At 65.5% G+C, this 12,935-nt stretch carries 12 protein-coding genes; 5 read left to right on the top strand and 7 right to left on the bottom strand.

The window, feature by feature from the left end; all coding sequences use genetic code 11:
- Positions 1-235: 235 nt before the first annotated feature.
- From fba to tkt, 6 genes are all read right to left on the bottom strand, one after another.
- Positions 236-1,300 carry a class II fructose-bisphosphate aldolase gene (gene fba / locus FW760_RS14715; RefSeq protein ID WP_043863595.1) on the bottom strand — a complete coding sequence of 355 codons (1,065 nt, stop codon included), beginning with the start codon at positions 1,298-1,300 and terminating at the stop codon, positions 236-238.
- A 100-nt stretch (positions 1,301-1,400) separates the two neighbouring features.
- The gene (locus FW760_RS14710; RefSeq protein WP_043863596.1) at positions 1,401-1,727 is read right to left on the bottom strand and encodes an MliC family protein; all 327 of its coding nucleotides are present in this window, start codon (positions 1,725-1,727) and stop codon (positions 1,401-1,403) included.
- Between the two features lie 51 nt (positions 1,728-1,778).
- On the bottom strand, positions 1,779-1,997 hold the full coding sequence (locus FW760_RS14705) for a hypothetical protein (protein ID WP_043863597.1): 219 nt from the start codon (positions 1,995-1,997) through the stop codon (positions 1,779-1,781).
- Between the two features lie 32 nt (positions 1,998-2,029).
- The gene (locus FW760_RS14700; protein WP_043863598.1) at positions 2,030-3,193 is read right to left on the bottom strand and encodes a phosphoglycerate kinase; all 1,164 of its coding nucleotides are present in this window, start codon (positions 3,191-3,193) and stop codon (positions 2,030-2,032) included.
- 12 nt (positions 3,194-3,205) lie between these two features.
- Positions 3,206-4,273 carry an erythrose-4-phosphate dehydrogenase gene (gene epd / locus FW760_RS14695; protein WP_043863599.1) on the bottom strand — a complete coding sequence of 356 codons (1,068 nt, stop codon included), beginning with the start codon at positions 4,271-4,273 and terminating at the stop codon, positions 3,206-3,208.
- A gap of 150 nt (positions 4,274-4,423) precedes the next feature.
- A complete protein-coding gene (tkt, locus tag FW760_RS14690; protein WP_116052537.1) occupies positions 4,424-6,421 on the bottom strand; it encodes a transketolase in 1,998 nt (665 codons plus the stop codon).
- A 257-nt stretch (positions 6,422-6,678) separates the two neighbouring features.
- Here tkt and FW760_RS14685 point away from each other — a divergent pair, with 257 nt between their 5' ends.
- From FW760_RS14685 to FW760_RS14670, 4 genes are all read left to right on the top strand, one after another.
- Positions 6,679-7,674, top strand: coding sequence for an ArsR/SmtB family transcription factor (locus tag FW760_RS14685; protein ID WP_043863601.1), 996 nt, complete (start codon positions 6,679-6,681; stop codon positions 7,672-7,674).
- A gap of 19 nt (positions 7,675-7,693) precedes the next feature.
- On the top strand, positions 7,694-8,884 hold the full coding sequence (metK, locus tag FW760_RS14680; protein WP_043863602.1) for a methionine adenosyltransferase: 1,191 nt from the start codon (positions 7,694-7,696) through the stop codon (positions 8,882-8,884).
- Positions 8,885-8,996: 112 nt separating this feature from the next.
- On the top strand, positions 8,997-10,649 hold the full coding sequence (ligB, locus tag FW760_RS14675; RefSeq protein ID WP_116052534.1) for an NAD-dependent DNA ligase LigB: 1,653 nt from the start codon (positions 8,997-8,999) through the stop codon (positions 10,647-10,649).
- A gap of 59 nt (positions 10,650-10,708) precedes the next feature.
- On the top strand, positions 10,709-11,104 hold the full coding sequence (locus FW760_RS14670) for a DUF1090 domain-containing protein (RefSeq protein ID WP_043863604.1): 396 nt from the start codon (positions 10,709-10,711) through the stop codon (positions 11,102-11,104).
- Positions 11,105-11,202: 98 nt separating this feature from the next.
- Here the strand turns inward: FW760_RS14670 and FW760_RS14665 are convergent, their stop codons facing one another.
- Positions 11,203-11,646, bottom strand: a complete 444-nt coding sequence (locus tag FW760_RS14665; RefSeq protein WP_173925103.1) for a c-type cytochrome — start codon at positions 11,644-11,646, stop codon at positions 11,203-11,205.
- A 131-nt stretch (positions 11,647-11,777) separates the two neighbouring features.
- Between FW760_RS14665 and mltA the strand changes: the two genes are divergently transcribed.
- Positions 11,778-12,935, top strand: coding sequence for a murein transglycosylase A (mltA, locus tag FW760_RS14660; protein WP_054915759.1), 1,158 nt, complete (start codon positions 11,778-11,780; stop codon positions 12,933-12,935).

The following is a 12,935-nucleotide window of genomic DNA, read 5'->3' as shown; positions in this document are numbered from 1 at the left end:
TCCGGATGGAACTTGAGGCTTTACTCTAGACCTGGCTGAAACAAATCTGAAGTCAGCACATTGGCATCATCGGTATAAACAAAGTGTTGCCCGACTAACGGTCTGTCGCGTTGGGCCAGATCCGGTGTCCGTGGCGGCCCCGCAGCCGAAAACCCCCGGTTCCGGCCGGTGAAGCAGGCCGCACGGGCACAAAAAAACCCGCATCGCTGCGGGTTTTTCGTACAACCAACCAGGCTTAGTTGACCTTGGCGGCCAGCTCGCCCTTGGCATAGCGCTGGAACATCGCTTCGAGGGAGATCGGCTTGATCTTCGAGGCGTTGCCGGCGGTGCCGAAGGCTTCGTAGCGGGCGATGCACACGTCGCGCATGGCCTTGACGGTTTCACCGAAGAACTTGCGCGGGTCGAACTCGCTCGGGTTGGTGGCCATCAGGCGGCGCATGGCACCGGTGGACGCCAGGCGCAGGTCGGTGTCGATGTTGACCTTGCGCACGCCGTACTTGATGCCTTCGACGATTTCTTCAACCGGTACGCCGTAGGTTTCCTTGATGTCGCCACCGTACTGGTTGATGATCGCCAGCCACTCCTGCGGCACCGAAGACGAACCGTGCATCACCAGGTGAGTGTTGGGGATGCGCTTGTGGATCTCCTTGATGCGGTCGATCGCCAGCACGTCGCCGGTAGGCGGCTTGGTGAACTTGTAGGCGCCGTGGCTGGTGCCGATGGCGATGGCCAGGGCATCGACCTGGGTACGCTTGACGAAATCGGCAGCTTCTTCAGGGTCGGTCAGCATCTGGCTGTGATCCAGCACGCCTTCGGCGCCGATGCCGTCTTCTTCACCGGCCATGCCGGTTTCCAGCGAACCCAGGCAGCCCAGCTCGCCCTCTACCGAAACGCCGCAGGCGTGGGCCATGGCCACGGTCTGCTGGGTGACACGCACGTTGTAGTCGTAGTCGGTCGGGGTCTTGCCGTCTTCGCCCAGCGAGCCGTCCATCATCACCGAGCTGAAGCCCAGCTGGATCGAACGCTGGCACACGTCAGGGCTGGTGCCGTGGTCCTGGTGCATGCACACCGGGATGTGCGGGAATTCTTCGATCGCCGCCAGGATCAGGTGGCGCAGGAACGGCGCACCGGCGTATTTGCGGGCACCGGCCGAGGCCTGGACAATCACCGGGGAGTCGGTCTTGTCGGCGGCTTCCATGATGGCGCGCATTTGCTCGAGGTTGTTGACGTTGAAAGCCGGAACGCCGTAGCCGAACTCGGCGGCGTGGTCCAGCATCTGGCGCATGCTAATGAGTGCCATTGTGTATCTCTCTCCCGACAAACGTCGTTTTTCGTGCAAGCCTGCCGCAGCGGCGGTTGCTATTCAAGTAGTGTGGGCCGACAGCGGTCGGCCCGGCCAGTCACGGTGCCTTGCAGCCCCGCCCTATCAAATCGTTGGTCGCTACCCAGTACACCAGGCCTTCATCGCCCTTGGTGTGCAGGGCCAGCACGCCATCGCTGTACAGCGCACCCGACGCACCGGGCTCCGGCTTGAGCCGGTAGACCTGATCGCCGCCACCAAGGCGTACATCCACCTCTTCCTGGCTGGCATCGGCAAACCGCCACAGTACCTCGGCCTGACTGTCACAGACCCAGCGGGTCCAGTTGTCGGTCGGGGCCGGGGTTGGCTTGAGGCTTGCGCAACCTGCCATCAGAACCAGGGCCATCAGGGCTACAACGCTTTTCATCGAATATCCTCTAGAAGACCACGAACCGGCCAACAGGTTGCCTCGAACCGATCAAGGGCAACCCGGGGCCTGGCGCTGGTGTTCCTCGTCATACTTCTCCAGCCCGTCCGGGCCGAGCCTCTTGTTGATCACCGGCACGGTCTCTGCCTGCCACTGCGACTGGTAGCAACCGCCCTTCGGCTTGCCGGGGGCATCCGCCGCAGGCTCCGGGCTGCCAGCACAGGCGCTGAGCAGACCGGCCAGGATAAACACAGGCAACCGCTTGACCATCAGGCCACACTCCCTTTGCCAGGCTGAGCGAGTCAGGCCTTGGCCCGTTGTTCCAGCACGTCCACCGCCGGCAGCACCTTGCCCTCGACGAACTCGAGGAATGCACCGCCACCGGTAGAAATGTAGGAGATCTGGCTGGCCACGCCATACTTGTCGATGGCCGCCAGGGTGTCGCCACCGCCGGCAATCGAGAACGCGGCGCTGTCGGCGATGGCCTTGGCCAGGGTCCTGGTGCCGTTGCCGAACTGGTCGAACTCGAACACGCCCACCGGGCCGTTCCACAGGATGGTCTTGGACGACTTCAGCAGCTCGGCGAACTGTTCGGCGGTCTGCGGGCCGATGTCCAGGATCATGTCGTCCTCGGCCACCTCGCCCACCAGCTTGACGGTAGCCGTGGCGCTTTCGGCAAATTCCTTGGCCACCACCACGTCCACCGGCAGCGGCACGTTGACCTTGGCCGCGATGGCCTTGGCGGTGTCGATCAGGTCGGCTTCGTACAGCGACTTGCCCACCGGGTGGCCGGCAGCGGCCAGGAAGGTGTTGGCGATGCCGCCACCGACGATCAGCAGGTCGCACACCTGGCTCAGGCTGTTGAGCACGTCCAGCTTGGTCGATACCTTGGAACCGGCGACGATGGCGGCCATCGGCTTGGCAGGGGCCTTCAGGGCCTTGCCCAGTGCATCCAGCTCGGCGGCCAGCAGCGGACCGGCAGCGGCGACCTTGGCGAACTTGGCCACGCCGTGGGTCGAGCCCTCGGCACGGTGGGCGGTACCGAAGGCGTCCATCACGAACACGTCGCACAGGGCGGCGTATTGCTGGGCCAGTTCGTCGGCGTTCTTTTTCTCGCCCTTGTTGAAGCGCACGTTCTCGAACAGCACGATGTCGCCGGCCTTCACGTCCACGCCGCCCAGGTAGTCGGCCACCAGCGGCACCTCACGGCCCAGCGCCTTGCTCAGGTAGTCGGCCACCGGCTTGAGGCTGTTCTCGGCCGAGAACTCGCCTTCGGTCGGGCGCCCCAGGTGCGAGCAGACCATCACGGCCGCGCCCTTCTCCAGGGCCAGCTTGATGGTCGGCAGCGAGGCCAGGATGCGCGCGTCGCTGCTGACCACACCGTCCTTCACAGGCACGTTGAGGTCTTCGCGGATCAGTACGCGCTTACCTTGCAGATCGAGGTCGGTCATCTTCAAAACGGTCATGAATGCAGTCCTTCAGGGCTGTTTGCGAGTGGTGCTGGTTGAGTCCACGACGCGCAGAAAATGTTCGGCGACGTCGAGCATGCGGTTGGCGAACCCCCATTCGTTGTCGAACCAGGCCAGCAGGTTCACCAGGCGGGGGCCGCAAACGCGGGTCTGGCTGGCATCGACGATGGCCGAATGTGGGTCATGGTTGAAATCACAGCTGGCGTGGGGCAGTTCGGTGTAGGCCAGCAACCCCTTGAGCGGGCCACTCAGGGCCGCTTCACGCAGCACCTGGTTGACTTCGGCCGCGGTGGTATCGCGGGCGGTCTGCAGGGTGATGTCCAGGCACGACACGTTCACCGTCGGCACGCGTACCGCTTTGGCCTGGATTCGCCCGGCAAGTTCCGGCAGCAGGCGTTCGATACCCCGCGCGAGCCCGGTAGACACCGGAATCACCGACTGGAACGCCGAACGGGTGCGGCGCAGGTCTTCGTGGTGGTAGGCATCGATCACCGGCTGGTCGTTCATTGCCGAGTGGATGGTGGTGATCTGCACGTACTCGATGCCGAAGGCCTGGTCGAGCACACGCAGCAGCGGCACGCCGCAGTTGGTGGTGCAGGAGGCGTTGGATACCAGCCGTTCGCCGCCTTCAAGGCAATCCTGGTTGATGCCGTAGACAACGGTGGCGTCGACATCCGCCTCGCTGGCCATCGGCTGGGAAAACAGCACCCGTGGTGCGCCGGCGTCGAGGAAACGCTGGCCGTCGGCGCGGGTGTTGTAGGCCCCGGAGCATTCGAGCACCAGGTCGACGTCGAGCGCGGCCCAGTCGATGCCTTCGGGGGTGGCGCTGCGCAGTACTTTGACGCAGTCGCCATTGATATGCAGACAATCGCCGTCGACCCTGACCTCACCGGGAAAGCGCCCGTGGGTGGAGTCGAAGCGTGTCAGGTATTCGAGGCTGGCCTGATCGGCCAGGTCGTTCAGTGCAACGATCTCGAAGCCCGCGCTGGCCCCACGTTCAAAGAGTGCGCGCAGGACGCAACGACCGATGCGGCCGTAGCCGTTGAGTGCAACTTTGTAGGGACGCGGTTGGGGCATGGGATGCTCACGGAACAGAATGTTATCTGCAACCTGCAGGAACCGAGTCGCGGCAATCGCGGGTCAAGCCCGCTCCCACAAGGACACTCGTGATCCCTGTGGGAGCGGGCTTGACCCGCGATGGGTTCAACGCCGCTCCAACTGGTTTTATCAGTCTTCCAGCAGCTCTTCAGCCGTACCCAGGATGTTTTCCAGGGTGAAGCCGAACTCTTCGAACAGTGCCGAAGCCGGCGCCGATTCACCGTAGGTGGTCATGCCGATGACGCGGCCTTCCAGGCCCACGTACTTGTACCAGAAGTCGGCGTGGGCAGCTTCGATGGCAATCCGCGCGCCCACCTGCAGTGGCAGAACCGACTGCTTGTAGCTGGCGTCCTGGGCATCGAACACGCTGGTGCATGGCATCGATACCACGCGCACCTTGCGGCCCTGCTCGGTCAGCTTGTCGAACGCCTGCACCGCCAGGCCCACTTCGGAACCGGTGGCGATCAGGATCAGCTCAGGCTCGCCTGCGCAGTCCTTGAGCACGTAGCCACCACGGCTGATGTCGGCGATCTGGCCGACGTCGCGGGTTTGGTGCTGCAGGTTCTGACGCGAGAAGATCAGCGCCGAAGGGCCGTCCTTGCGCTCCAGGGCGTGCTTCCAGCTCACGGCCGATTCGACCGCGTCGGCCGGACGCCAGGTGTCCAGGTTCGGCGTGGTGCGCAGGCTGGTCAGCTGCTCGATCGGCTGGTGAGTCGGGCCGTCTTCGCCCAGGCCGATGGAGTCGTGGGTGTAGACGTGGATCACGCGCTGCTTCATCAGGGCCGACATGCGCACGGCATTGCGGGCGTATTCCATGAACATCAGGAAGGTCGCGCCGTAAGGCACCAGGCCGCCGTGCAGGGCAACGCCGTTCATGATGGCGGTCATGCCGAACTCGCGCACGCCGTAGTACATGTAGTTGCCGCTGGCATCTTCGGCGCTGACGCCCTTGCAACCCTTCCACAGGGTCAGGTTGGAGCCGGCGAGGTCCGCCGAGCCACCGAGGAACTCCGGCAGCAGCGGGCCGAAGGCGTTCAGGGTGTTCTGGCTGGCCTTGCGGCTGGCGATGCTTTCGCCCTTGGCGTCCACTTCGGCGATGTAGGCGGCAGCCTTCTCGGCGAAGTCGGCTGGCAGTTCGCCGCTCAGGCGACGCTTGAGTTCGCTGGCCAGTTCAGGGAAGGCTGCGGCGTAGGCAGCAAAGCGCTGGTCCCAGGCGGCTTCGGCGGCGGCGCCGGCCTGCTTGGCATCCCACTCGGCATAGATGTCGGCCGGGATTTCGAACGGGCCGTGGTTCCAGTTCAGGGCCTGGCGGGTCAGGGCGATTTCGGCATCGCCCAGTGGCGCGCCGTGGCAGTCTTCCTTGCCGCCCTTGTTCGGCGAACCGAAGCCGATGGTGGTCTTGCAGCAGATCAGGGTCGGCTGCGCGCTCTTGCGCGCGGTCTCGATGGCGGTCTTGATCTCTTCTGGGTCGTGACCGTCGACATTGCGGATCACCTGCCAGTGGTAGGCTTCGAAACGCTTCGGCGTGTCGTCGGTGAACCAGCCTTCGACTTCGCCGTCGATGGAGATACCGTTGTCGTCGTAGAAGGCGATCAGCTTGCCCAGGCCCAGGGTACCGGCCAGTGCAGCGACTTCGTGGGAAATGCCTTCCATCATGCAGCCATCACCCAGGAACACATAGGTGTGGTGGTCGACGACGTCGTGGCCTGGACGGTTGAACTGGGCGCCCAGCACTTTTTCGGCCAGGGCAAAGCCCACGGCGTTGGCCAGACCCTGGCCCAGCGGGCCGGTGGTGGTCTCGACGCCTGGGGTGTAGCCGAATTCCGGGTGGCCCGGGGTGCGGCTGTGCAGTTGACGGAACGCCTTGAGGTCGTCGATCGACAGGTCGTAGCCGGTCAGGTGCAGCAGCGAGTAGATCAGCATCGAGCCGTGGCCGTTGGACAGCACGAAGCGGTCACGGTCGGCGAAGTGCGGGTTGCTCGGGTTGTGCTTCAAGAAGTCACGCCAAAGAACCTCGGCGATATCCGCCATGCCCATCGGGGCACCGGGATGGCCGCTGTTGGCTTTTTGCACGGCATCCATGCTGAGGGCACGAATGGCGTTGGCACGCTCACGACGGCTGGGCATCGCTTGTCTCCTGGGGGGCTTGAATATTAACGAACGGAAAAAGGCGGCCATTTTCGCCCAGGCACGTGCCCGGGGGCAATCACGGATGGTCGATGAGGGACGTTTTTAGTGCGATTGAGCGACTAATCCCGTGTTGCGCCGACAAAACGGCAGAAATTGTCGCCTGCCATGCCGGGCCGGGCCCGCCCATCGAGCAATATCAAAACTTTTTGATATAGAACTTGCGAGGCCGCTGCACGCTGACTAGACTGCCGCCCATGAACCTTCACGCCCCCTCCATCGACCCCGAGCAAAGCGACGCGCTGGCTGCCCTGTGCAAGGCCGGCGGCGACCCGCTGCGGCTGAACGTGCTGCGCGCGCTGGCCAGCGATTCGTTCGGGGTGCTGGAGCTGGCGCAGATCTTCGCCATCGGCCAGTCGGGCATGAGCCACCATCTCAAGGTACTGGCTCAGGCCGACCTGGTGGCCACCCGGCGCGAAGGCAACGCGATCTTCTATCGCCGCGCACTGCCCGACAGCCAGCGCCTGGGCGGCAAGCTGCACGGGGCGCTGCTGGAGGAGGTCGACGCGCTGGAACTGCCGGCCGAGGTGCAGGCGCGCATCGGCCAGGTGCAGGTGCGCCGGGCCGCCACCAGCCAGGACTTCTTCCTGCGTGTGGAAGAGAAGTTCCGCGCCCAGCAGGACCTGATCGCCGGCCTGGCGCAGTACCGCGAAAGCCTGCTGGCGCTGCTCGACAAGCTCAGCTTCGACCCGCTGGCCAGCGCCCTGGAGGTCGGCCCCGGCGATGGCGAGTTTCTGCCCGAACTGGCGCGGCGCTTCACCCACGTCACCGCCCTGGACAACAGCCCGACCATGCTCGAGCTGGCGCGCCAGGTGTGCCAGCGCGAGCGCCTGGCTAACGTAACCCTGCTGTTGGCCGATGCCCTGCATGCAACGGATGTACAGGCCGACTGCGTGGTGCTGAACATGGTGCTGCACCATTTCAGCGAGCCTGCCCAGGCCCTCGGGCACCTGGCCAAGCGTGTCAGACCAGGCGGAAGCCTGTTGGTAACAGAACTGTGCAGCCACGACCAGAGCTGGGCGCGCCAGGCGTGCGGCGATCTCTGGCTGGGCTTTGAACAGGATGATTTGGCCCGTTGGGCCAGCGCCGCGGGGCTGGTTCCCGAGGACAGCCTCTATGTGGGCTTACGTAATGGTTTCCAGATTCAGGTTCGCCACTTTCAGCGACCACCTGGCGACACTCACCATCGGTAAATTTTAGGAACCCGTCGAGATGAGCGAATACTCCCTTTTCACCTCCGAGTCCGTGTCTGAAGGGCATCCGGATAAAATCGCCGACCAGATTTCGGATGCGGTGCTCGACGCCATCATCGCCGAAGACAAGTTCGCCCGCGTGGCGTGCGAGACCCTGGTGAAAACCGGTGTGGCCATCATCGCCGGCGAAGTGACCACTTCGGCCTGGGTCGACCTCGAAGACATCGTGCGCAACGTGATCGTCGACATCGGCTACAACAGCTCCGACGTCGGTTTCGACGGCGCCACCTGCGCGGTGATGAACATCATCGGCAAGCAGTCGGTAGACATCGCCCAGGGCGTTGACCGCAGCAAGCCTGAAGACCAGGGCGCGGGCGACCAGGGCCTGATGTTCGGCTACGCCAGCAACGAAACCCCGGAGCTGATGCCAGCCCCGATCAGCTTCTCGCACCAGCTGGTGCAGCGTCAGGCCGAAGCGCGCAAGTCCGGCCTGTTGCCGTGGCTGCGCCCGGACGCCAAGTCCCAGGTCACCTGCCGCTACGAAGGCGGCAAGGTGGTGGGCATCGACGCCATCGTGCTGTCCACCCAGCACAACCCGGACGTGTCCTACGCCGACCTGCGCGAAGGCGTGATGGAGCTGATCGTCAAGCACGTGCTGCCGGCCGAGCTGCTGCACAAGGACACCCAGTTCCACATCAACCCCACCGGCAACTTCATCATCGGTGGCCCGGTGGGCGACTGCGGCCTGACCGGCCGCAAGATCATCGTCGACACCTACGGCGGCATGGCCCGTCACGGGGGGGGCGCTTTCTCCGGCAAGGACCCGTCCAAGGTTGACCGTTCGGCCGCCTACGCCGGTCGCTACGTGGCCAAGAACATCGTTGCCGCTGGCCTGGCCGAGCGCTGCGAAATCCAGGTGTCGTACGCCATCGGCGTGGCCCAGCCGACCTCGATCTCGCTGAACACCTTCGGCACCGGCAAGGTTGCCGACGAGAAGATCATCCAGATCGTGCGCGAGTGTTTCGACCTGCGTCCGTATGCGATCACCACCATGCTCGACCTGCTGCACCCGATGTACCAGGAAACCGCGGCCTACGGTCACTTCGGCCGCACCCCGCAGGTCAAGACCGTGGGCGACGACACCTTCACCACGTTCACCTGGGAACGCACCGACCGTGTCGACGCGCTGCGCGCGGCCGCCGGGCTGTAAGCAACACCCGGTACAAGCAACACCCGGTAAACAAGAGCCCCTGCCAGGCGACTGGCAGGGGCTTTTTCTTGCCTAGGCTTGAAGTTCCACCCGCCGAGCAAGGACGCTCGCCATGCCCTTCAAGCTGTTGTCCGGCCTGCTGTTCGCCAGCACGCTCGTCTGTACCCCAGCCACCGCCCTCGCCCGGTCCTGCCCCGACTGGCCACCGGCAGTGGCGCAAAGCGAACTCAAGCAGCTGGGCGAGCGCCTGGCCGACTGGGACGATCATTACCATCGCCTGGGCGTCGCGTTGATCAGCGACGAGCTGTACGACCAGAGCCGGGCGCGCCTGCAACACTTGCAAGCGTGCTTCCCCGGCACCGGTGCGCCCCCGGCAGACCCGCTCGGAACCGCCACCGGCCCGTTGCGCCACCCCATCCCCCACACCGGCCTGAACAAGTTGCCCGACGAAGCCGCCGTGCGCGCCTGGATGCACGGCAAGCAGGACCTCTGGGTACAACCCAAGGTGGATGGCGTGGCCGCCACGCTGGTCTATGCAAAGGGCCGGCTGGTGCGCCTGATCAGCCGCGGCGACGGCGCCTACGGGCATGACTGGAGCCGCCACCTGCCGGCACTGGGCGCCCTCCCCCACACGTTGCCCGAACCTCTGGACCTGATACTGCAAGGCGAGCTGTTCTGGCGCCTGGACGGGCATGTGCAGGCCGCAGCGGGCAGCCGGAATGCCCGCGGCAACGTCGCCGGGCTGATGGCGCGCAAGCAGCTCACCCCCGCGCAGGGCGCGGTGGTCGAGCTGTTCGCCTGGGCTTGGCCGCAGGGCCCCCTGGACCAGCGCGAGCGCCTGGCACGCCTGAGCGCCCTGGGCTTTGCCTACAGCGAGGCGTTCAGCCAGCCGGTGCAGACCTTCGACCAGGCCGCCCACTGGCGCCAGCACTGGTACCGCACGCCACTGCCATTCGCCAGCGACGGCGTGGTGCTGCGCCAGGGCCGGCGTCCGCCCGGCGAGCGCTGGCAGGCCCGGGCGCCGTACTGGATAGCGGCATGGAAATACCCCTTCGCCCAGGTGCTGGCAGAGGTGCGACGCGTGCAGTTCAACGTGGGGCGCACCGGTCGCATCACCCCGGTGCTGCAACTGGCACCGGTGCAGTTGGATGACCGCACGGTGCGCCAGGTCAGCGTGGGCTCGCTAAGACGCTGGCAGCAACTGGACATTCGCCCGGGCGATCAGGTGGCGATCAGCCTGGCAGGCCTGACCATTCCCCGTCTGGACGGCGTGGTGCACCGCGCCCTCGAACGGCGTGAGATGGAGGTACCGGCAGCCGATGCGTTTCATCCGTTGAGCTGCTGGGAGCTGAGCGCCGGGTGTCGTCAGCAGTTCCTGGCCAGGTTGCAGTGGCTGGGCGGCAAGCAGGGCCTGGCACTCCCAGGTGCCGGGCCGGCCAGCTGGGAGCGCCTGGTCGACGCCGGCCAGTTGCGCACACTGGCCGATGTGCTGGAACTGCCCGCCGAACATCCGTTGTACCCCGCCATCGAACAGGCCCGTCAGCGACCCTTTGCCACCTGGGCGCGGGCCCTGGGTATGCCGGCCCCGCGTGCGTTGGCAGCGGGGGACACCTGGGCCGCGCTGGCTGCCCGCGATGCGGCGCAGTGGCAGGCCGAGCCCGGCGTGGGTGCCCACCGTGCCGGCCAGTTGCTGGCCTTTTTCGCTCACCCGCAGGTGCAGGCCCTGGCGGCGCGGTTACGTGAACATACAATCGAGGGTTTCTAAATTTGTCGGATCAGGGCAGCATCATGGGTTTCTGCCAAGCCCGCGACCACGGAGCCACTATGAAACTGCTTTCCCCGCTTGCCCTGTTCGCCGCCTGCTCGCTGCTCGCCACTTCGCTGATGGCTGCCGAGGAACAACCCGGCCTGACCGGCTGCGCTGCCAAGAAGCAGGCGATCAGCGAACAGATCGAACAGGCCCGCGCCCACGGCAACAGCGCCCAGCAGGCCGGCCTCGAGAAGGCCCTGAGCGAAGTGACCGAGCACTGCACCGATGCCGGCCTGAAGAAACAGCGTGAACAGAAGGTGCTGGATGCCCGTCATGAAGTGACGCAGCGCACCAAGGACCTGGACAAGGCCATGAAGAAAGGCGACGCCGACAAGATCAACAAGCGCAAGGACAAACTGGCCGAGTCGAAGAAGGAACTGCAACAGGCACTGGATGAGCTGGAGAAGTAGTCCGCGTTGAACCCTTCGCCGGCAAGGCCGGCTCCTACGTACAGCGCGCCACCTGTAGGAGCCGGCCCTGCGGCGAAAAGGCCGGCCAGCTCACCCCATCAATGATTGCGAAACTCGGTATGACAGGCCTTGCACGCCGCTTCCACCTTGCCCATCGGGGCCGCGACCGCCGCAGGCTCCAATGGCTGGGTACGGGTCTGGGCGACCAGCTCGCCGGTCACCTGCTCCATCTGCCGGGCCAGCTCCTGGAAGCGCGCCTGCTTTTGCCACACATCGGGCGTGGCGCTGCTGTCCTCCTCGCGCACCTGCGGGAAATGCTGCCACGGCTGGTGCGACAACGCGTCGAGCTTCACCGCACCATCGGCAAATTTCTGCCCGTCGAACGCCAGCCGGCCACGCAGCATGCCGCCGAGGTCTTCGCTGGTCTTGAGCATCTGCTTGAAAATCGCCTTGCGCTGGCCCAACGGCGAGTTGGGGTCGACACCGCCACAGGCGCTCAGGGCCAGGCAGGCCACCAGGATCACAGTCATTCGCTTGAACATCATGCTTGGCTCGGCACACGGAAAAAGGCGGCCAGTATCCCCGCCTTGCCGGCAAACACCAATACCCCTACCAAAAACAAGGGTTGCCTGGCCGCCCTGAACGCCAGGCACACCGTAGAGGACTACCCCGCATGAAAACCGCCCTGAGCCGCCTTGGCCTGACCGCCGCGTTGCTGGCCCTGCTGGTCGGCTGCAACGGCAGCGCCCCGGATAAATCCGCACCGCACCCGCTCGCCACCTACAGCCCCGCCACCTGGAAAGACCTGCCCAAGGTCTCCGACAGCGACCTGCTGGCCGGCTTCAATGCCTGGCGCAGCGCGTGCGAGCGCCTCAAGAACGATCCGGTCTGGGCCACCCCCTGCGCTGCTGCGGTGCAGGTGCCCGACGACGCCACCCAGGTGCGTGGCTTTTTGCAGACGCAGCTCGAGGTGTACGGCCTGCGCTCGGCCGAAAACAACGCCAACGGCCTGATCACCGGCTACTACGAACCGGTGTACCCCGGCAGCATGACCCGTACCGCCACGGCCAACGTGCCGGTGTATGGCATCCCCGATGACCTGGTGGTGGTGGCGCTCGACAGCATCTACCCCGAACTCAAGGGCAAGCGCCTGCGCGGTCGCCTGGACGGGCGCGTGCTCAAGCCCTACGACACCGCCGGGGTGATCCAGCAGCAAGGCGTCAAGGCGCCGGTGCTGGCCTGGCTGACCGACCCGATGGACCTGCAGTTTCTGCAGATCCAGGGCTCCGGGCGCATCCAGCTCGAAAGTGGGCAGCAGCTGCGCGTGGGCTATGCCGACCAGAACGGCCACCCGTATCGCCCGGTGGGCCGCTGGCTGGTCGAGCAGGGCCAGCTCAAGAAGGAAGACGTGACCATGGGCAGCATCCACGCCTGGGCCCAGGCCAACCCGAGCCGCGTGCCCGAGCTGCTGGCCAGCAACCCCAGCTACGTGTTCTTCAGTACTCGCCCGGACAGCAACGAAGGCCCGCGCGGTTCGCTGAACGTGCCGCTGACCGCCGGCTACAGCGTGGCTATCGACCGCAAGGTGATCCCGCTGGGCAGCCTGCTGTGGCTGTCGACCACCCGCCCGGACGGCGCGCCGGTGGTACGCCCGGTGGCCGCGCAGGACACCGGCGGGGCCATCACCGGCGAAGTGCGCGCCGATCTGTTCTGGGGTACCGGCAGCGAGGCCGGCGCTCTGGCCGGGGACATGAAGCAGCAGGGTCAGATCTGGCTGCTGTGGCCCAAGGGCGCGGCACTGCCGGTGGTGCCGCAGGTGGAAGGCAAGTAG

It is taken from the genome of Pseudomonas sp. 1176_21 (assembly GCF_052850635.1).
The sequence above is the reverse complement of the archived record's forward strand: the minus strand, read 5'-3'. Positions and strand labels throughout refer to the sequence as shown.